Source organism: Flavobacterium sp. KH_001 (assembly GCF_057840745.1).
This window is the reverse complement of the sequence record NZ_CM174520.1, coordinates 1,980,098-1,999,445: the sequence shown is the minus strand read 5'-3', so window position 1 is coordinate 1,999,445 and position 19,348 is coordinate 1,980,098. Positions and strand designations below refer to the sequence as shown.

At 32.6% G+C, this 19,348-nt stretch carries 17 protein-coding genes and 1 pseudogene; 7 read left to right on the top strand and 11 right to left on the bottom strand.

What is annotated here, in order from left to right; genetic code table 11:
- Positions 1-65: 65 nt before the first annotated feature.
- Positions 66-1,199, bottom strand: coding sequence for a 2-amino-4-hydroxy-6-hydroxymethyldihydropteridine diphosphokinase (folK, locus tag AC3ITQ_RS08675; RefSeq protein WP_489238090.1), 1,134 nt, complete (start codon positions 1,197-1,199; stop codon positions 66-68).
- A gap of 276 nt (positions 1,200-1,475) precedes the next feature.
- Here folK and sppA point away from each other — a divergent pair, with 276 nt between their 5' ends.
- From sppA to AC3ITQ_RS08660, 3 genes are all read left to right on the top strand, one after another.
- The gene (sppA, locus tag AC3ITQ_RS08670) at positions 1,476-3,233 is read left to right on the top strand and encodes a signal peptide peptidase SppA (protein WP_489238088.1); all 1,758 of its coding nucleotides are present in this window, start codon (positions 1,476-1,478) and stop codon (positions 3,231-3,233) included.
- Between the two features lie 15 nt (positions 3,234-3,248).
- Positions 3,249-4,199: an alpha/beta hydrolase family protein gene (locus AC3ITQ_RS08665; protein WP_489238086.1), complete on the top strand. Its 951-nt coding sequence runs from the start codon at positions 3,249-3,251 to the stop codon at positions 4,197-4,199.
- A gap of 183 nt (positions 4,200-4,382) precedes the next feature.
- Positions 4,383-6,977, top strand: a complete 2,595-nt coding sequence (locus AC3ITQ_RS08660; protein WP_489238085.1) for an AsmA family protein — start codon at positions 4,383-4,385, stop codon at positions 6,975-6,977.
- Positions 6,978-7,034: 57 nt separating this feature from the next.
- On the opposite strand, the gene AC3ITQ_RS08655 is transcribed toward AC3ITQ_RS08660, so the two are convergent.
- A complete protein-coding gene (locus tag AC3ITQ_RS08655; RefSeq protein WP_489238083.1) occupies positions 7,035-8,114 on the bottom strand; it encodes a glycosyltransferase family 9 protein in 1,080 nt (359 codons plus the stop codon).
- Between the two features lie 256 nt (positions 8,115-8,370).
- Positions 8,371-9,165, bottom strand: coding sequence for a DUF2797 domain-containing protein (locus tag AC3ITQ_RS08650; protein ID WP_489238081.1), 795 nt, complete (start codon positions 9,163-9,165; stop codon positions 8,371-8,373).
- A 245-nt stretch (positions 9,166-9,410) separates the two neighbouring features.
- On the opposite strand from AC3ITQ_RS08650, the gene AC3ITQ_RS08645 reads away from it, so the two are divergent.
- Positions 9,411-10,934, top strand: coding sequence for a GH3 auxin-responsive promoter family protein (locus tag AC3ITQ_RS08645; protein WP_489238079.1), 1,524 nt, complete (start codon positions 9,411-9,413; stop codon positions 10,932-10,934).
- Between the two features lie 291 nt (positions 10,935-11,225).
- Here the strand turns inward: AC3ITQ_RS08645 and serB are convergent, their stop codons facing one another.
- The 6 genes from serB to AC3ITQ_RS08615 all read right to left on the bottom strand — a co-directional run bounded on the left by serB (position 11,226) and on the right by AC3ITQ_RS08615 (position 14,986).
- Entirely contained in the window at positions 11,226-12,455 is a 1,230-nt protein-coding gene (gene serB, locus AC3ITQ_RS08640) for a phosphoserine phosphatase SerB (RefSeq protein WP_489238077.1), read from the bottom strand.
- A gap of 156 nt (positions 12,456-12,611) precedes the next feature.
- Complete coding sequence (locus AC3ITQ_RS08635) at positions 12,612-13,058, bottom strand: VOC family protein (protein ID WP_489238075.1); 447 nt, start codon at positions 13,056-13,058, stop codon at positions 12,612-12,614.
- Positions 13,059-13,119: 61 nt separating this feature from the next.
- The gene (locus tag AC3ITQ_RS08630; RefSeq protein WP_489238073.1) at positions 13,120-13,566 is read right to left on the bottom strand and encodes an SRPBCC domain-containing protein; all 447 of its coding nucleotides are present in this window, start codon (positions 13,564-13,566) and stop codon (positions 13,120-13,122) included.
- A 2-nt stretch (positions 13,567-13,568) separates the two neighbouring features.
- Entirely contained in the window at positions 13,569-13,976 is a 408-nt protein-coding gene (locus tag AC3ITQ_RS08625) for a VOC family protein (protein WP_489238071.1), read from the bottom strand.
- 108 nt (positions 13,977-14,084) lie between these two features.
- Positions 14,085-14,489 carry an SRPBCC family protein gene (locus AC3ITQ_RS08620; RefSeq protein ID WP_489238069.1) on the bottom strand — a complete coding sequence of 135 codons (405 nt, stop codon included), beginning with the start codon at positions 14,487-14,489 and terminating at the stop codon, positions 14,085-14,087.
- Positions 14,490-14,575: 86 nt separating this feature from the next.
- The gene (locus AC3ITQ_RS08615; RefSeq protein WP_489238067.1) at positions 14,576-14,986 is read right to left on the bottom strand and encodes a VOC family protein; all 411 of its coding nucleotides are present in this window, start codon (positions 14,984-14,986) and stop codon (positions 14,576-14,578) included.
- A gap of 141 nt (positions 14,987-15,127) precedes the next feature.
- Between AC3ITQ_RS08615 and AC3ITQ_RS08610 the strand changes: the two genes are divergently transcribed.
- Positions 15,128-16,093: a GlxA family transcriptional regulator gene (locus tag AC3ITQ_RS08610; protein WP_489238065.1), complete on the top strand. Its 966-nt coding sequence runs from the start codon at positions 15,128-15,130 to the stop codon at positions 16,091-16,093.
- A gap of 11 nt (positions 16,094-16,104) precedes the next feature.
- Positions 16,105-16,614: a hypothetical protein gene (locus AC3ITQ_RS08605; RefSeq protein ID WP_489238063.1), complete on the top strand. Its 510-nt coding sequence runs from the start codon at positions 16,105-16,107 to the stop codon at positions 16,612-16,614.
- A gap of 251 nt (positions 16,615-16,865) precedes the next feature.
- Here AC3ITQ_RS08605 and AC3ITQ_RS08600 read toward each other — a convergent pair.
- Positions 16,866-17,273: pseudogene (locus AC3ITQ_RS08600) on the bottom strand (murein L,D-transpeptidase catalytic domain-containing protein); the annotation flags it as partial.
- Positions 17,274-17,500: 227 nt separating this feature from the next.
- Between AC3ITQ_RS08600 and AC3ITQ_RS08595 the strand changes: the two are divergent.
- Positions 17,501-18,412, top strand: a complete 912-nt coding sequence (locus tag AC3ITQ_RS08595) for a hypothetical protein (protein WP_489238061.1) — start codon at positions 17,501-17,503, stop codon at positions 18,410-18,412.
- Positions 18,413-18,589: 177 nt separating this feature from the next.
- Here AC3ITQ_RS08595 and AC3ITQ_RS08590 read toward each other — a convergent pair whose 3' ends face one another.
- The gene (locus tag AC3ITQ_RS08590) at positions 18,590-19,255 is read right to left on the bottom strand and encodes a murein L,D-transpeptidase catalytic domain-containing protein (RefSeq protein ID WP_489238059.1); all 666 of its coding nucleotides are present in this window, start codon (positions 19,253-19,255) and stop codon (positions 18,590-18,592) included.
- Positions 19,256-19,348 lie beyond the last annotated feature (93 nt).

Below are 19,348 nucleotides of genomic sequence, written 5' to 3'. Positions count from 1 at the left end.
ATTAGATAATGACCTGGAATGCTATAAAAACAATTATCTAATTTTCTAATTGGCACATTGATACATTATCCTATTTTCTTCTGAATTTCATTCAATATGAAAAGATAATCTTCGTGTCTTTTTACAAAATCACGATCAGAGACATCAATGATTAAAACATTCAGATCTGTTTGAGATTTAATGTAATCCAGATAACCTGTGTTGATTTTATCCAAATATTCTCCTTCGATATTCTGTTCGTAGTTTCTGCCGCGCTTTTTGATATTTTGAAGTAAACGCTCTGTATTTTGATATAAATAGATGTACAAATCAGGCTTTGGCATTTCTTTATAAATAATATCAAATAGGTTTCTATACAAACGATATTCATCTTCTGCCAATGTAATTTTGGCAAAAATCAATGATTTAAAAATATGGTAGTCTGCTACGACAAAATCTTTAAACAAATCAAATTGCGCTAAATCATCTGATAATTGCTGATAGCGATCTGCTAAAAAAGACATTTCAAGCGGAAAAGCATATCGATTTTGATCTTTGTAAAATTTAGGCAAGAAAGGATTATCAGCAAAACGTTCCAAAACTGTTTTAGCATTAAAATCGTCAGCAATTTTATTTACCAAAGTTGTTTTTCCAGCACCAATATTTCCTTCAAAAGCAATATAATTAAACTTTTCTAACGGAATTTCCTGCAAAGGATTTTTCAAATCCTGAACAACCGTACAAACACTATCATCTGATGTAATAGTAATTAATTCCGAAACAGATTTTTGAAAAACAGGATGTTTCCAGTTTAATTTTAAATCCTGCATGGGCATTAATACAAATTTTCTGTTCTGCATTAATGGGTGCGGAACCTGAAGTTTCTCTGAATCAATAATTTCATCATCAAAAACAATCAAATCAACATCTATAATTCGGGATTGATAACCTTGTTGACTGGAACGAACGCGTCCCAGCTGTTTTTCGACTTTTAAAACCTGATTCAGTATTTTTTGTGCCGATGAAGTACTGTGCAACAGCAATGCGCAATTATAAAAAGCATCACTTTCAAATCCCCAGGCCGGAGTTTCATATAGCTTTGAAACCTGAATAACCGTTCCTACTTCCTGATGTATCAGAGCGATACAACTTTCAATATTTTCTAACCGATTTCCCTGGTTACTGCCGATAGATAAAACGATTTGATGCTGTGACTTCATAATGCAAATTAACTAAAACTATTTCAGAATTACTCACATTATTTACTTCAAGAATCATAAGTTTGTAATTATTTCAAACTCTTTTTTTATCCTTTTTCTACAGAAACCTTTCTTAAAAAAACGCACTTAATCTAAAAATAACATATCTTTATTTTAGAGAATTTAAAAATGTATAAACTACAACTATTTTATAAATCATGTAAGAGCGTTACCTGTGATTTAGATTATATTTGTAACAAACCAACCTTTTTTGCGACTTATTAAAAAAATATAATTATGAAGTTTTTAGGAAATGTAATTGCCACAGTGATTGGTATTTTTGTATTCATTATGTTATTCTTCTTCGGAGTAATCCTTATTGGAGCTATTTTTGGCGGAGATGATAAGGTTTCCGTTAAAAATGATTCGGTTATCGAATTGGACCTAAAAAAAATACAAAACGATTACGCCGGAAAATATAAAGACCCTTGGGTAACTGTTTTTTCTGATCAGGAGGGAGTTGGTTTAAGCGATGTTATCAACGCTATCGAAGCTGCAAAGACAGACGACAATATTAAGGGAATTTCGATCTTAAACGATGAATCTTCGTTAGGATTAGCGCAATATAAAGATTTGAGAAACGCACTTGAAAGTTTCAAGAAATCAGGAAAATTTGTGTGGGCTTACGCCAATACTTATTCTCAAAAAGAATATTACCTGAACTCCGTTGCTAATACTATTTATTTGAATCCCGCTGGAGATTTAGATTTCAAAGGACTTTCTTCTGAGGTCATGTTTTTTAAAGATTTTCAGGACAAATCAGGTATTCATATGGAAGTGATTCGTCACGGAAAATATAAAAGTGCTGTTGAGCCGTTTTTAGAAAATAAAATGAGTGATGCCAACCGAGAACAGGTTACAGCCCTTTTGAACTCTATCTGGACAACTGTTTCTACTGATATATCAAAAAGCCGCAATATTCCACTTCCAAAATTAAATGAAATAGCGAATGGTTTATTGGCCAGAACTCCGGAAATGGCTAAAAAACAAGGTTTAGTTGACATTGTTGCGTACGAAGATGTTTATCACAATGCTATCAAAAAAGCGTTAAAAGTAACGGGGGATGATGACTATAACAAAATATCGATTTTAGATTATACTCAAAATAATGTTACTACTGCTTTGACCAATACAGCAAGCGACAAAATTGCAATTATTTATGCACAAGGCGAAATTACAGGCGGAGAAGGTGATGTTAATGTAATTGGGGAAGGTGCAATGCGTCGTTCTCTACAAGAAGCCAGAAAAGATGATGATGTAAAAGCAATTGTACTACGAATTGACAGTCCTGGAGGAAGTGCTTTAACTTCTGACCTGATCTGGAGAGAAATTGAAGTAACTAAAAAAGTAAAACCGGTAGTAGTTTCTATGGGTAATTATGCTGCTTCGGGCGGTTATTATATTGCTTGTAATGCCAACAAAATTTTTGCTGAAAGCAATACTATTACTGGATCTATTGGCGTTTTTGGAATTTTACCAAATTTTTCACCATTGGCGACTAAATTAGGTATCAACACAGAACAAGTAAAAACACATGAGAATTCGGCAAATTATAGTCCGTTTGTTCCTGTTGATGAAAAATTTAAAGCTTTTACTCTTGAAGGTGTTGAACACATTTATAACACTTTTGTAACACATGTTGCTGAAGGCCGAAAAATGACATTTGCACAAGTAGACGCGATTGCACAAGGAAGAGTTTGGTCTGGAAGCGAGGCATTAAAAATTGGTTTAGTTGATAAAATTGGAGGATTGAAAGACGCCATTGCAGAAGCTGCAAAAATTGCAAAAGTAAAATCATACAGTACACAGAATTATCCTGAATATGAAAAAACATTTGGTGATCTTTTAGCAAATCTGCCTTTTGCACAATCTAAAGAAGCCTTCATAAAAGAAGAAATTGGCGAAGAAAACTATCTTTTGATTGAACAGGTGAAAAGATTTCAGAGACAACAAGGCGTTCAGGCAATGCTTCCTTTCGGAATAAATATTAAGTAATTCCATTCACAAAAAATGAAAAAGATACTGCTGTTTATTATAAATGTTTTATTCTTGAGTTTTGTAAACGCTCAGGAAAAAAATACAGTTGTTTTTAAAGAAGCTCCGATAGTTTTAAAAATTAATACAGACCAACTTTTTGGGACGTTGACAACACCCAATTTAACAAAGAAATATCCCGTTGCTTTAATTATTGCCGGTTCTGGGCCAACAGACCGAAATGGCAATAATCCAATGATGAAAAACAATTCATTGAAGATGCTGGCTGAAGTTTTGGCTAAAAATGGAATTGCATCTTTAAGATATGATAAAAGAGGAATTGGTGAAAGTAAAGCTTCTGCTATTTCAGAGCAAAGTTTGGTTTTTGAAAATTATACAGAAGATGCAAAAAGCTGGATTAATTTATTGAAACAAGACAAACGTTTTTCAGAAGTTGTGATTATCGGTCATAGCGAAGGTTCTTTAATTGGAATGATTGCCGGAGCAAAAGCAAATAAATTTATTTCTATTGCTGGCCCAGGAGAATCTGCAGACAAACTTATCAAAACACAAATCGCATCAAAATCTAATAAACAAATCGAGGATATGACTTTCCCGATTATTGATAGTTTGAAAAGTGGAAATCAGGTCAAAAAAGTAGACCCAATGCTTAACGCTCTTTTTAGACCTAGCATTCAGCCTTATTTAATTTCATGGTTTAAATACAATCCGCAAGTAGAAATTAAAAAATTAAACGTGCCGATTTTAATTGTTCAGGGAAACAACGATTTGCAGGTAACGGTAAAAGATGCTGAAACTTTATCTCAGGCAAATAAAAATGCAGAACTACTAATTGTAGACAAAATGAATCATGTTATGAAAATAGTTGAAGGTGATAAACAAGCCAATTTAGAAAGTTATAACAACGAAACTTTACCTCTTTCTGAAGTCATGACCAGTAAGATTGTTTCCTTTATTAAAAAGTAAATTGAAAATCATAAAACCATTAAAAATCCGTTTGATATCTATAGTCAAGCGGATTTTTTAATTTTGACAACCATTAAAAATATTCCTACATTATTGTGAAAAAATTATTACTAAAATCATATAAAAAAAATTATTTTTGCAACTAGTTAATAGCAACGTAAACCCTCAAATCTATAAATAATTATGCTTAAGAAAATTTTAAAGATTACCGCCATTGTTCTCGTGGTATTTGTTGCGGCATTATTTGCCATCCCCTATTTTTTTAAAGATCAGATAAAAGCAAAAATTGCAGAAGCCATCAACGAAAGTGTAGATGCCAAAGTGAGTTTTGCTGATGCCGATTTAAGTTTATTTAAAAACTTCCCAAATGCGACAGTTGGAATTGAGAAATTAGTCATTATCAACAAAGCACCTTTTGAAGGTGATACTTTGGTTTCTTTGGGAGAATTGAATCTTAAAATGAGCATCAAGGAAATTTTCAAAGGGAAAGAAGAACCATTGAATATTCAGGGAATTAGTTCTACAAATGGATTAATCAATATTATCTTTAATAAAGATGGTGTTGGTAACTTTGATATTGCCTTGAAAGACAAAAAGGAAGATACTAAAGATGACAAAAGCAAACCACTTTCTTTAAAAATTCAGAACTACAAAATCGAGAACTTCACTTTCAGATATATTGATCAGGGTTCTAAAATTAAAATGGTAATTGACAGTTTAAATCACGAAGGAACTGGAGATTTTACTAATTCAAAACTGGATTTAACCACGAAATCTACTGCAAAAGTATCTTTGGATATGGATAAAATCAATTACATGAAAAATGTAAAACTGACTTTAGACGCTGTTTTAGGAATTGATTTAGAGCAAAGCAAATACACTTTTAAAGAAAACAAAGCTTTGATCAATCAGTTGCCTTTAGAATTTGACGGATTTATTCAAATGGTTGATGCCGGCCAGATTTATGATTTGAAATTTAAAACTCCAACCTCATCTTTTACTAACTTCCTAGGTTTGATTCCTTCGGCTTATGCCGCTGGTTTAGATGGTGTAAAAACAACCGGAGACTTTACTGTTGTTGGTTTTGCAAAAGGACAATTAACCGATACTACTGTTCCGAAATTCAATATTGCTATTGCTTCTAATAATGCTTCTTTTCAATATCCGAACTTACCAAAATCAGTTCAGAATATTGTAATTGATACTAAAATAATAAATGAAACCGGAATTCTAAATGATACCTACGTCAATTTAGACAAACTTTCATTCCGTATCGATCAGGATGTTTTTAATGCAAAAGCGAATATTAAAAACATAACGATAAATCCATACGTAAATGCTGCTTTAAAAGGAACTATCAATTTAGCTAACCTTTCAAAAGCGTATCCAATCAAAATGGAGAAACCTTTGGCTGGTATTTTAAAAGCGGATGTTACTACAGAATTTGATATGGCTTCAGTAGAAAAAAGCCAATATCAAAATATCAAAAATGCCGGAACTATGAGTTTATCAGGATTTAAATATACTGATGAAAACAATAAGTCAATGAACATTAGTACGGCTTTAGTTGAATTCAATCCGAGTAAAATCAACCTGAAACAATTTAATGCTACTACCGGGAAATCTGACATTGCTATTAATGGAGTATTGGAGAATTTCTACGGTTTTATGTTTAAAAAACAAGAATTGAGAGGGAACTTCAATATGAGTTCTAATCAGTTGGCTGTTGATGATTTCATGACTGAAGGCGAACCTGCAACTGAAAAAGCGGCAGCAAAACCAACTGAAGCCATGAAGATACCTGCATTCTTAAATTGTACTATTAATGCAAAAGCAACAACAGTTTTATATGACAATTTAAAACTAAAAGATGTTTCTGGAAGGTTAATTGTAAAAGACGAAAAAGCACTTTTAGAAAACTTTAAAACATCTATTTTTGGAGGGACAATTGGTTTAACCGGAGCGGTTTCAACTAAGGAAAAAGTACCAACATTTGACATGAATTTAGGCTTCAGTCAAGTTGATATTGCGCAGACATTTACGCAATTAGAAATGATGAAAAAGATCGCTCCTATAGCAGGAATCATCAACGGAAAATTGAATTCAACTATTAAATTAAATGGAAATCTGGATGCTAAAGAATTAACTCCGGATTTAAAATCAATTTCAGGAGATTTATTAGGGCAACTACTTTCTACTACCATAAATTCAAAAAATTCAACTTTATTGAATGCTTTAGGTTCAAACATTAAATTCATTGATATGAATAAAGTGAATTTGAATGATATAAAAGCGGCGTTGACTTTTGAAAACGGAAAAGTAAATGTAAAACCATTTGATATCAAATATCAGGATATTAAAATTACAGTTGGCGGAACTCACGGTTTTGACCAAACGATGAATTACAACTTAAAATTAGATGTTCCGGCAAAATATTTAGGAAGTGAAGCCAATGCATTTATCGCAAAAATGTCTCCGGCAGATCAGGCAAAACTGCAAAACATTCCGATTAACGCTATGATTACAGGAAACTTTTCTAATCCGAAAGTTTCAACTGATATGAAAAGTGCTGTTAGCAGTTTAGCATCTCAGGTTGCGAATCAGCAAAAGGAAAAATTAACTCAAAAAGGAACATCAGCCCTTAATGATTTGATTAATAAAAACACAAAACCAAAAGATACAACGCAAGCTGCAAAGACAGAAAAAGAGCAAAAGACTCAGGAAACTACAAAAAAAGCAAGCGATTTAATAAATGGTTTGTTTAAGAAGAAAAATTAAAACAACAAAAAAGGCATCTGACGCATCAGATGCCTTTTTTATTCAACTTATATTTTACTATATCGCATTTGAATAAATATTTAATTTTCCATTATTCAAAATTGAATTTATAGTTTTTAAATAATCCTTATCTGTATATAAATGAATGTCTATTCCAATACTGCAATTATCATAAGGTTCATACTTTTTTAGTTTTGAAATAGAAAACAATCCTATTGTTGGAGTTTGCACAGCGCTTGACAAATGCATAATACCGCTATCAGCACCAATAAATAAATCAGCATTGGCAATTACCGATCCTATTTCGCGAATATTTTTACTATAAAATGTTGGCGCTTTAAATCCTATTTGAGAGACATTCTCTACTGGTAAAATTTCAATAATATTATAGTTTTTGTATTCCGTTGTAAGCTGTGTGTAAAAATGATCCCACCATTCTTCTGATAAACATTTGGAACCAGTTGCGTAGGTAAATATGCAGATTGTTCTTTTCTCATTCTCTACCAGGTCATTTAGAATTTTCTTGCCTTCCCCTATTTCAGATGAAGATAATTTAAGATCTAATGGAGGTATAATTTTGTTTCTTTTTGGAAATCTAAGTTTGGTTAAATAATTACGGAAGTTATAAACTGGATATTTTGCGATATGGTCGTAATCTTTTTTTAGAAATAGAGCATCCTCATTTGAATCTCCAAAAAATTTATATTTAGCATTTGAAAACTGAACTGCTAAACGTCCTGAAGAAGAATTTTGATCGACGTTGATCGCCATATCATAATTTTGTCTTTTTATCGAAATCCAGACATTCAGGTATTTTAGTAAACTTTTAAAAGGCTTTTTAGGCAAATCAATTACATTATCAATGCTTTCATAATTCTTAAAGATTATTGGCGCTAATGTTCCCTTAACAAACAAATCGACTTTACAATTTGGAAATATATCAGTGACTTCCTGAACAAGAGGAGTAATCAATAATAAGTTTCCTAATCTTCCATTTGGCCTACAGATCAGGATTCTCTTAATAGCTTCCTTATCAGCTAAAATAATATCGCTTTGTGAGTTTGCTTTCCCAATATTCTTAGTAAGATTACGCATTAATTTGCGCCTAACAATATTTATATTTTGTAAAATACCCATTTCTCGAATAGCTTAAAGTATTATTAAATCTTCATTTAAATTCCAAAAAAAACCTAAGATTGAACTAGTTCAAAACTAGAATCTTTTAGCTTCTAAAAGTAATTTCTTTGATTAAGCAATTATTACAATATTGTAAGTAAATGTTTCAACATTCACATTTTGAATCGCTTAGAAGTTTCAAAAATACGATAGCTATTTCGCTCACAGAAATATACTATACGGTTGGACAGTTAAGTTAGACGACTAACCGATAATACTAGACGTTTATTGTAACAACATATCCTTCCGAACCACGAACGTTAAAAACTGTCCCATCTTCGAAAATTAAATACTGACCTTTAATTCCAACTAATTTACCACTGAAAGTTGGCGTTTTATCTAGATTCAAGCTCGCAATTTTTGCAGGGTAACTTACAACCGGATAATTCAATTCATATAAATCATCACTTTTTGTATAAAAATATTCTTGTACTTCTAACGGAAGTAAGCTTTCTACTTTTGCTTTTTCAGCAAGCAGGTCAAAAGCAATTTCAGTGTCCTGAAGCATTTTTCTCCAATTGGTTTTATCTGTATAGTGATTTTTCAAAGCAACTTCGGTAATTCCGGCCAAATATCGATTTGGAACCTCAACAATGGCAATAGCACGCGTTGCACCCTGATCGATCCATCGTGTCGGTACCTGAGTTTTGCGCGTTACACCCACTTTTATTTCAGTTGACAAAGCTAAATAAACAATATGAGGTTGTAACTGCACCTTTTCCTCATAAGCCAAATCACGATCTGCAATACCTAAATGAGCTGTACTCAACTCAGGTCTCATAATCCAATCGCCCACAGCCGGACTTGAATAAAAACAATCATAACAAAAACCTTGTCTGTAGATTTTTTTCTTTTTACCACAATTTAAACATTGAAAACCGGTACAATTAATTTCGATTTCCTTATTCAATAACTGATTCATACTAAGAAAACTATCTTCAAAAACCAGATAATACTGAATTGGAGTTCCGATTTCTGTCTGCATTTTTGTAAGTACGCCTTGATATTGCATAGTATTTTAGATTGCTGGTTTTAGATTTTAGATTTGCTCAGGATAGTGAACTTTTATTGTTAAAATTCCACTTTCGAACTGGAATCTTTACTTCAAATAGAATTGTTTTTTACAAAAAAACACTATTTTTGATACAAAGGCAAAGTTAATCTTTGTCTAATGATATTCAAATTTTAAATTCTTGATTTTTACAATAACACAAAATCAGCAATCTAAAATCAACAATCTAAAATCTAAAATTATTCATGCCCGTATCAATCATTAACTCTTTCGCATCCTGGGTACTAAAACAAAGGATACATCAAATAGAACTTTTTCTAAAATACCCGAATGAAGTTCAAGAAGAGCTATTGCATAATTTATTGACCTCCTCTGAAAATACTGTTATTGGAAGAAAATATGATTTTGCATCGATCAATTCTTACCAGACATTTGCTGAAAGAGTACCAATTGCTACGTATGAAGAACTACAGCCTTTAATTGAACGAACACGTCAGGGTGAGCAGGGCGTTTTTTGGGAAACACCAATAAAGTGGTTTGCCAAATCGAGCGGAACTACCAACGCCAAAAGTAAATTTATTCCGGTAAGTAATGAGGCACTTGAAGATTGTCATTATAAAGGAAGTAAAGATTTGCTTTGTTTGTATTTGAATAATAATGAAGATTCGGAATTGTTTTTAGGAAAAAGTCTTCGCTTGGGCGGAAGCTCTCAGATTTACGAAAACAACAATACTTTCTTCGGAGATTTATCAGCAATATTAATTGAAAACATGCCGATTTGGGCTGAATTCAGCAGTACGCCAAGCAGTAAAACTTCATTGATGAGTGAGTGGGAAACGAAAATTGCCGCTATTATAAATGAAACCAAAACTGAAAATGTGACCAGTTTTGCCGGTGTTCCTTCCTGGATGTTGGTTTTAATGAATAAAGTTCTTGAAGATACAGGAAAAGGAAACCTGTTGGAACTGTGGCCAAATCTGGAAGTTTACTTTCACGGTGGTGTGAGTTTTTCTCCTTATAAAGAACAATACAAGAAGATCTTACCTAGCAAAGATTTTAAATACTACGAAATATACAATGCTTCTGAGGGCTTTTTTGCCATTCAGGATTTAAACAATTCAAGCGATTTATTGCTGATGCTGGATTACGGAATTTTCTACGAATTTATTCCGATGGATACTTTTGATACTCCAAACCAAAAAGTGATTCGTTTGGCAGATGTTGAGTTGAATAAAAACTACGCAATTGTTATTACGACCAATTCTGGTTTGTGGCGTTATTTAATTGGTGATACTGTTCGTTTTACTTCTTTAAATCCATACCGAATTAGAGTTACCGGAAGAACTAAGCATCATATTAATGTTTTTGGCGAAGAGTTAATGGTCGAAAATACCGATCAGGCGATTGCAAAAGCTTGTCAGGTTACTCAGACCGAAGTTGTCGATTATACTGTTGCTCCTATTTTTATGCAGGACAAAGAAAAAGGCGCACACGAATGGATGATCGAATTCAAGAAAAAACCAGCTGATGTTGGTCTTTTCCAGAAAGTTCTGGATGAAACCTTGCAGGCTTTAAATTCTGATTACGAAGCCAAACGTTACAACAACATGACATTAAATCCTTTGGTGATTAATGTAGCTCGTGAGAATTTGTTTTATGATTGGCTTAAGGAACGAGATAAATTAGGTGGACAACATAAGATTCCGAGACTTTCGAATCAGAGAGATTATTTGGAGCAGTTGAAGGAGATGTGTGCTATTAAAAGTTAGCCACAAATTTCACGAATTAGCACGAATTCTTTACCACCTTTACTTTTTTGAAACTGTAATTCCACTAAACCGCATGAGGGATAGAAGTGGAAATCCTTTTGTGCCGGGGTTCGGCACAAAAGATTGTAACGGATAGCCCGACCCGCCTTTTTCGGCGGGACATGCCCATAAAAAAAACCTTAGCTCCTATTTGAACTAAGGTTTTTTATTTTGATTGTCGAGCTTCTTGTGTGGTTCTTCATTCCTCAGAATGACAAACTTTGTGTGATTTGCTCGTCTATTCAATGAGAATTACATCATATCAATATATCGGTCATGATAACCTAAAAGATATAAAACACCATCAAGACCAAGACTTGAAATTGAAGTTGAAGCACTTTCTTTTACTTTTGGTTTTGCGTGGAAAGCGATTCCAAGACCGGCTAAGTTTAGCATTGGTAAATCATTAGCACCGTCTCCAACTGCGATTGTTTGATTGATGTGAATTCCTTCTTTTTCGGCAATGGCTTTTAGGTGTTCGGCTTTCTTTAAACCGTCTACGATATCGCCTATATATTTTCCGGTTAGTTTACCGTCTTTAATTTCTAATTTGTTAGCATGAACGTAATCGATACCTAATTCTTTTTGAAGGTATTCTCCAAAATAGGTAAATCCTCCAGAAAGAATTGCAGTTTTGTAACCGTAATATTTTAAGGCTTTCATTAAACGGTGTGCTCCCTGCGTTATTGGTAGATTTTCGGCTACTTTTTGCAAAACTTCTTCGCTCAAACCTTCTAACAACGCCATTCGTTGTTTGAAACTTTCGTTGAAATCAATTTCACCGTTCATTGCTGATTCTGTTATCGCTCTTACCTGATCGCCTACTCCATTCAGTTCCGCCAATTCATCGATTACTTCTGTTTGGATTAAAGTGGAGTCCATATCAAAGCAAACCAAACGACGGTTTCTTCTGTAAATATTATCTTCCTGGAAAGAAATATCGACATTTAAAGTTCTTGAAATTTCCATAAAACTAGCAGTCATCAGAATCTTATTTACAATTTCGCCTGTAACAGAAAGTTGGATACAAGAACGTGGGTATTCTTCCAGATCAACTACAGAAGTTCTTCCCGTTAATCGAATAATAGAATCGATATTCAGGTTTTGGTCTGACATAATTTTAGTCACAGCAGCCAATTGTGATGCGGCTAGTTTTTCGCCTAAAATATTAATGATGTATCGTTGTTTTGATTGTGATTTTACCCACTGCTCATAATCTTCAATAGAAATGGGAATAAACTTTACTTTAATTTCTAATTCGTAAGCTTTAAACAACAAGTCTTTTAAAACAGGAGCCGAAGAAGATCCAGCTTCAATCTCGAATAAAATTCCTAAAGAAAGTGTGTCATGAATATCGGCCTGACCGATATCTAAAATATTAGCATCGTACGTCGCCAATACAGCTGTTAAACCTGCTGTAACCCCTATTTTATCGTGTCCTGAAACTTTTAATAAAATAATCTCTTTATCTTCTATTGCCATTTTATGCTTATTGTTTTTGATGCGACAAAAATCGGCATTCTATCTTTGATAAAAAAGGATATTGTTTGTTTTTTTACACACAAAAAGCACATAACGATGTGCTTTTTGAATTAATTTAACAATTATGTTCGTGTATTAAAATAACATAACTTTTAATTATTTAATTGGTTCTGATTCATCAAAATTAACCATCCAGCTCACGCCGAATTTATCTTTGAACATTCCGAAATAGGCTCCCCAGAAAGTTTTACCCATAGGCATATAAATTGTTCCGCCAGCTGAAAGTCCGTTGAAAATCCTATCTCCTTCAGCTGCGCTTTCTACATTGATTGAAACTGAAAAATTCCCTCCAAAAACGACATCGCCAGATTGATCATTACTGTCACTTCCCATTAAAATGGTATTCCCGATTGGCAATGAAACGTGCATTACTCTGTTTGCATCTTTCTCTGATACTTCCGCACAACCTCCGTCTTCGTTTGCAGGCATGTCTTTAAATTTTCCGATATACGGAAATTCTCCTCCAAAAACTGATTTGTACAACAGAAATGCTTCTTCGCAAGTTCCGTTAAAAATTAAATAAGGGTTTACTGATGTTGCCATGATATTTTTTGTTTTTTTGTTATAGTCTGTACTCTTTTTTCTTTACTCTATTCTCTTGCCTCTATTTCTCAGAAAGTTCTTTAACTGTTTCCAATCCTTTTGGGAAGGCTTCTTTAAAATAATCGATATATTTTTCTACCACATCAACCTGGGCAACCAAATCCGTAAACTCATCATCTGCTGTTAATCGATAGGTTTCCATTGCGCCACTCCATTTTTTAGTTTCATCGTCGATAGGCAATTCTTTAAAGTCTTTAATTTCTCCTAGATGCTTAAAAGCCATATATTCATTTGGAATTTTCTTTTCGATAATACTATTCATTCCTTCTCCGTTTGGAGACATGAAATGAATTTTATCGCCTTCATTCCAATCGCTTATTGCATACGATCCTTCACAAAAAGCTCCTGTCCATTTTTTATACGTTTCGTCGTTCCATAAAACTGACCAAACTTTTTCTGCCGAAGCTTTGATTCTAATTTTAAATTCTAACGTTTCAATTGTTTCCATAACTATGATAATTTACTAAAATCCATAAATAAAACATTCCAGCGATGACCGTCTAAATCGGCAAAAGCACAACCATACATCCAGCCTTGACTTTCGGCAGGTAAAGCAAAAACATTTCCTCCTGCTTCTGCTGCTTTTTTTGCCAGGTCGTCCACTTCTTCTTTGCTTTCTGCATCGATCGAAATTAAAATCTCTGAACTCGTTTGTGTATCCGTCAATTTGTTTTGAGAAAAACTGGCAAATAATGACTCTTCAAAAAGCATTACAACAAATTTTCCTTCGCCAACAACCATACAAGTAGAACTTGGCGTGTCATGTTCTTCATTAAAAGAGAAACCTATTTTCGAAAAAAAAGCTTTTGATTTTGCCACCTCTTTTACCGGCAAATTCAGCCATATTTGTTTTGTCATTTTTTTACTGTTTTTCGTTAAACTTTTTTTGCCACAAAGGCACTAAGACACAAAGTTTTTTTTCAAAGCCTTTGAACCTCTGTTACTTTGCTCCTTTGAACCTAAAAACTAATTCGCTTCTGTGTAACTTTTAAAATTATCCAGGATTGCCTGCCAGCCTCCGCGTTGCATTTCTTCTGGGTTTAGCGTTTCAGGGTCAAAGCTTTCGATTACTTCAACTCCGTTTGGTGTTTCTTTGAAAGTTATTTCGACTTTTCTTCCATCTGCCATAACATATTCAATGGCTTCGTTTTGTTTTACCAAAGTATATTCGCCTTCAAAATCAAAACTCATACTACCGTCTTTTGCTGCCATAGTCGATTTGAATTTTCCGCCTTCTCTCAAATCATTTTCCGCGTATGGTGTGTGCCAATCTGGAGAAGCAAAACTCCATTTTGTAATGTGTTCCGGTAATGTCCAGAAATTCCAAACTTTTTCTATTGACGCATTAATTGTGTTTTGTACTGTGATCATTATTTTTTATTGTTTATTTGTTAATTGAATTGTTCTTTAAAACTCTGAATAATAGCGCTTCAAAATTATTCTTGCATCTCTTCAGATTACATTTCAGTCGGAATCTGGCTTTCATCCATATAAAAAATCTCCCAATGATGTCCGTCCAAATCAAAAAAGTCTCTTTGATACATCCAGCCATAATCTTTAGCTTCATTGTGTAGTTTACCACCAGCCTGAACAACCGCTTCCAGAGTTTCGTCAACCTTCTCTCTACTTTTAACAGAAATCGCCGCAATCATTTCTATGCTAGTTGTTGTATTACAAATTTCTTTTTGAGTAAATGTTTTAAAAAAATCTTCTACCAAAAGCATTGCAAATATATTTTCACCAATTATAAGGCAAGTGCCTTTTTCATTTGTGAATTTTGAATCAAACGAAAAACCCAATTGTTTAAAGAATGATATCGACTTATTTAAATCTTTCACAGGAAGATTTAAGAAAATTTTTGTTTTCATATTTATAAAATTACAAATTATCTGACACAAATTTAGAATTTTAGAACAGGCTTTAGATTATATTAAAAGTCAACTTTAGGGTCATTTAAGACAAATTACTTATTTTTGTAATGATGATAACTTTCCCAAAAGACGAAAACCATGAGCAAGAAAATAGCTTTAATTGTACCGCATGATTATAAACTACTAAGTATAGCAGCGATTTTGGAAGTTTTTGAGACAGCCAATAAATTACATAAAGGAGCTGAAAAACCTTTTGAAATAATGGTTTTTCAATCGGTTGAACAAATCGAGCAAAAACATTTGTTTGGTTATGAAGTGAATGCGATCGAAACTTCAGATATAAATCTGGAGCTCATCTTGATTCCGGCTTTTACAACCGATAACATGAGTGACATGATCGCGAAGAATAAAAAATTTATTCCATGGCTGCAAAAACAACATAAAGCCGGAGCTGAACTCGCTAGTTTTTGTACGGGTGCTTTTTTATTTGCCGCTTCTGGTTTATTAAATGAAAAACTCGCTACTACACATGTTGATGCCTGCAGTGCTTTTACAAAAGCTTTTCCTTTAGTAAAATTAAAATCAGAAGAAACGCTAACAGCTGATGGAAGTTTATATACCAGTGGTGGATCGACCTCATCCTTTCATTTACTCATTCTTTTGATTCAGAAATATTGCGGAAATGAAATTGCGGTGCAAATTGCCAAAATTTTCTCGATTGATTTAAACCGATACAAACAAAGTTACTTCAGCACTTTCAGACCCAATCATTTACACAATGACACTTTAGTGGCCATGCTACAGCAAAAAATTGAAAATCAGTATCACAGTATTGAAAAACTCGAAGAAATTACAAAAGACATTCCGACAAGTTCCCGAAACATGACACGTCGATTCAAGCAAGTAACCGGAATTCCTCCAATTGAATATTTACAAAATATTAGAGTCGAAAGTTCTAAGAAATATCTGGAACAGACGCAACTTTCTATCTCGGAAATTATAGAAAAAACAGGTTATAACGATCCTAAAGCTTTCAGAAAAGTGTTTTATAAAATGGTTGGGATGAAACCCATTGAATATCGCGAGAAATTTAGAGTGCAATAAAAAATTGTTTAATGGCTTTTTTCTTATATTTACTTTCGATTTTTAAAACCAAAAACATGAAAAAAATAATTTTGATTTGCCTAACCATATTCTTTTTGATCAGTTGTAATTCTGATGAGATTGTTATAGACGGATTTAATTATGATGCAATCTTAAACATTTCTGTTATTAACTCAAATGGTGATGACTTATTAAATCCCGATAATTCAAGTGCTATCGATCAAAGTAAAATTAAAATACTTTATCTGGTTAAGGGTAAATTAATTCAAGAACCGAACGGTACGGATTATCCTCGAAATTTTATGATTTACAAACAAGATGGTCTCAACATTATTCGTATTTTCTTAAATAGCTCAGCAGAAGAACAATATCCTCAAACTTATATTCAATGGAGCGAAAATAATACGGATATAATAAAAATTGAATACAACAGAACCTCAAATTCTGTTACTAAAAAAACAATTTGGTTAAATGACAAATTAGCTTCTGACATTGAGCCTTATTTAAAAGTTATAAAATAGCACACTTCTTTAAAACCAAAAAAAGACTGATGAAGAATCATCAGTCTCTTTTTGATTTATTTTTTATACTTGTTTCGAAAAAACTTAATGAGCAAATACAATACATATACTATGATTATTAGTCCGATGATATTTATAATTTGCCAAATAAGTAAATGACCATCAAAATCTTCAATAACTTTATTCATAATGCTGGAGCTTTAATAGTTATATTATAAAGATACGAAAATTGATTAAAATTAAAATTACAACTAATTGCTGTCGGATTTTATAATCCACATTAAAACATTTTTGTTCTGTTTTAATATCGTATCTATTTCTGTCATACTTTCATTATAAACCGCAGGACATCCGCAACCTTCCGGAGTTCCTTCAGGGTAAACCTCATCGTTTGGAACGGCTTCCCAGGAATGTAAAACTATTGCTCTTTTTACAGCATTTGAATTTGTTTTTTCTTTGCCCTGCAAGAGATAATTCACTTTAATTCTCCATTGACTTACGCCTCTATCTGAAATAACATATCTGCCAACAGAAGAACAATGCGAATCGAATTCATTACTTACTGGCCCATCTTGTTTTGAAGAAATTCTTCCCCCTTCATTATCGCCACAGCGATGACTTACTATATATGATTTTAAAATTTTATTTTCTTTAAAATCATAAAGAAAAAACTACTCAAAAATCAACAGATTTAAAAAACATCCATTTAAATATTTTATAAAATCACAGGGGAAATGTTAAAATATTAGTTATCAAAATCATAATCAACTTACTTTTAACAACTTGACCAAAAATGAAAGTATTTACTTATCATTTTACGGAATCACGTAAATTATATCTTAAATTTTATGGTAGGTTTGTAGGAATAATAATTAAAAATATAAAAATGAAAAAATTAATTGCATTATTTTTAGTAGCTACAGTTTTGTCTTGTAGTAGTGAAGATCAAACAAGTCAGTCTCCTGACACAGCATCTAATTCTTTATCAGTATTAGATGGAAAATTACTTTCTTTTAAAGATGATGAATCTTTTATTAAAGAATACAATGGATTAACCGAATTAAAAACAGGTACGAAACTTCAGGATTGGATTTCAGAAAAAGGACATCCTTCGTTGTTAAATATCAAAAAAACTGAGGAAGAACTAGACAACGAAACTGAGGCTTCAAAAGATTATTATTCAGATGCAATAAAAGCAATTTTAAACTCTGAATCAAAACTTAAAATTGGAGGAAAAGTCATCTGGCTTAATGATGATAAATTGTACAAACTAGAAGGAAGCAACGAAACAAAGAGTCCTGAAGAGCTAAAATTATTAAAAAAATTAGAAATTTATGGTCGTATTTCGGGTAAAATTACCAAAAAAGATGTGACTTCCAGAGAAATTCCTAATGCTAACAGACTAAAGGAATGGAGTACTCAGTACAATAATGGTCAAAGAGAAAAAGTAATTTCAATAGGATTGTTTAATGAAACCATTTATTTAAATGGCGTGGTACAAAGTACTAAAATGTTCGTTAAAGTTCTTAGCCTAGGAAAATATTGTTCAGTTTGGAAATGTAGATGGAATAGTGAAAACAATGGTAATGTTACTCTTGGTTTGTGGTTTAACTCAAACTGGGGTAATGGAAACTTTACTACTCAATTATCAGATGCAAATAATTCAGTAATGATTGCTTCTGGTTATGATTGGTCACCAAATTTCGCATTCGATGGTTTACCAACTGCAACTGTTACTTGGGTTGATGGTTATACTGGAATTACAAAGACCTGGTCACAACAATTATCCTGGTATTAGAAATCAGGCATAACTAATCCTGCATAACTGACAAGGAATGTAAGACAAATATCCTTAATAAACGCCTGTGAAAAAAAGCTTTCACAGGTGTTTTCTTTTATAATTTTTCATTTTGAATATCTATTTTTTGATACATTTCGATCAGATCTATACTAGAACTATTAAAAACAACAAAAGTTAAGACTTGATAACCCACATTAAAACTTTTTTATTTGTTTTCAAAAGTTCGTCGATTTCTTTCATACTGTCATTAGAAACTGCCGGACATCCCCAACCTTCCGGAGTTCCTTCTGGGTAAACTTCATCGTTTGGAACTGCTTCCCAGGAATGTAAAACGATTGCTCGGTTTAAAGCGTTTGAATTTGTCTTTTCTTTTCCCCGTAAGAGGTAATTCACTTTAATTCCCCATTGACTTACACCTCTGTCTGAAACAACATACTTACCAATAGAAGAAGAATGCGAATCGAATTCGTTACTTACTGGAGCATCCTCTTTTGAAGAAGTTCTTCCCCATTGATTATCACCACAACCATGACTTACTATGTAGGATTTTATAATTTTCTTTTGTTGAAAATCATAAATGAAAAATCTTTTTATGCCTGAATGCAATCCTAAATCAATTAAAATAAATTTGTTCTGATTTAGATTATTGTTTTTGCAATATTGCTTTGCTTCCTTAAAATATTCATTATAATCAACCGCTTCGATTTCTCTACGCGGTTTTACACTTGAAATGAAATCCGCTTTATATTTTGCTTTCGAAATACTCATTTGCTGAACATCTCTTCTCTTATTACAAGAAAAGATAAGAATACAAATCACTCCAAAGATTATTTTTTTCATGTGTACAATTTACATAAAAATAGAAACGAAAAACAGTTTTAAAAAAGTATAAAAAAACCTGTTCAAATAAATGAACAGGTTTTAAATATTATA

Coding starts and splice junctions, on each gene's coding strand:
- AC3ITQ_RS08615 (WP_489238067.1), bottom strand. CDS start 14,986: ATGAAAACAAAAATTTTCTTAAATCTTCCTGTGAAAGATTTAAATAAG.
- folK (WP_489238090.1), bottom strand. CDS start 1,199: ATGAAGTCACAGCATCAAATCGTTTTATCTATCGGCAGTAACCAGGGA.
- AC3ITQ_RS08645 (WP_489238079.1), top strand. CDS start 9,411: ATGCCCGTATCAATCATTAACTCTTTCGCATCCTGGGTACTAAAACAA.
- AC3ITQ_RS08630 (WP_489238073.1), bottom strand. CDS start 13,566: ATGGAAACAATTGAAACGTTAGAATTTAAAATTAGAATCAAAGCTTCG.
- AC3ITQ_RS08635 (WP_489238075.1), bottom strand. CDS start 13,058: ATGGCAACATCAGTAAACCCTTATTTAATTTTTAACGGAACTTGCGAA.
- sppA (WP_489238088.1), top strand. CDS start 1,476: ATGAAGTTTTTAGGAAATGTAATTGCCACAGTGATTGGTATTTTTGTA.
- AC3ITQ_RS08605 (WP_489238063.1), top strand. CDS start 16,105: ATGGCTTTTTTCTTATATTTACTTTCGATTTTTAAAACCAAAAACATG.
- AC3ITQ_RS08625 (WP_489238071.1), bottom strand. CDS start 13,976: ATGACAAAACAAATATGGCTGAATTTGCCGGTAAAAGAGGTGGCAAAA.
- AC3ITQ_RS08665 (WP_489238086.1), top strand. CDS start 3,249: ATGAAAAAGATACTGCTGTTTATTATAAATGTTTTATTCTTGAGTTTT.
- AC3ITQ_RS08650 (WP_489238081.1), bottom strand. CDS start 9,165: ATGCAATATCAAGGCGTACTTACAAAAATGCAGACAGAAATCGGAACT.
- AC3ITQ_RS08660 (WP_489238085.1), top strand. CDS start 4,383: ATGCTTAAGAAAATTTTAAAGATTACCGCCATTGTTCTCGTGGTATTT.
- AC3ITQ_RS08590 (WP_489238059.1), bottom strand. CDS start 19,255: ATGAAAAAAATAATCTTTGGAGTGATTTGTATTCTTATCTTTTCTTGT.
- AC3ITQ_RS08655 (WP_489238083.1), bottom strand. CDS start 8,114: ATGGGTATTTTACAAAATATAAATATTGTTAGGCGCAAATTAATGCGT.
- serB (WP_489238077.1), bottom strand. CDS start 12,455: ATGGCAATAGAAGATAAAGAGATTATTTTATTAAAAGTTTCAGGACAC.
- AC3ITQ_RS08620 (WP_489238069.1), bottom strand. CDS start 14,489: ATGATCACAGTACAAAACACAATTAATGCGTCAATAGAAAAAGTTTGG.
- AC3ITQ_RS08595 (WP_489238061.1), top strand. CDS start 17,501: ATGAAAAAATTAATTGCATTATTTTTAGTAGCTACAGTTTTGTCTTGT.
- AC3ITQ_RS08610 (WP_489238065.1), top strand. CDS start 15,128: ATGAGCAAGAAAATAGCTTTAATTGTACCGCATGATTATAAACTACTA.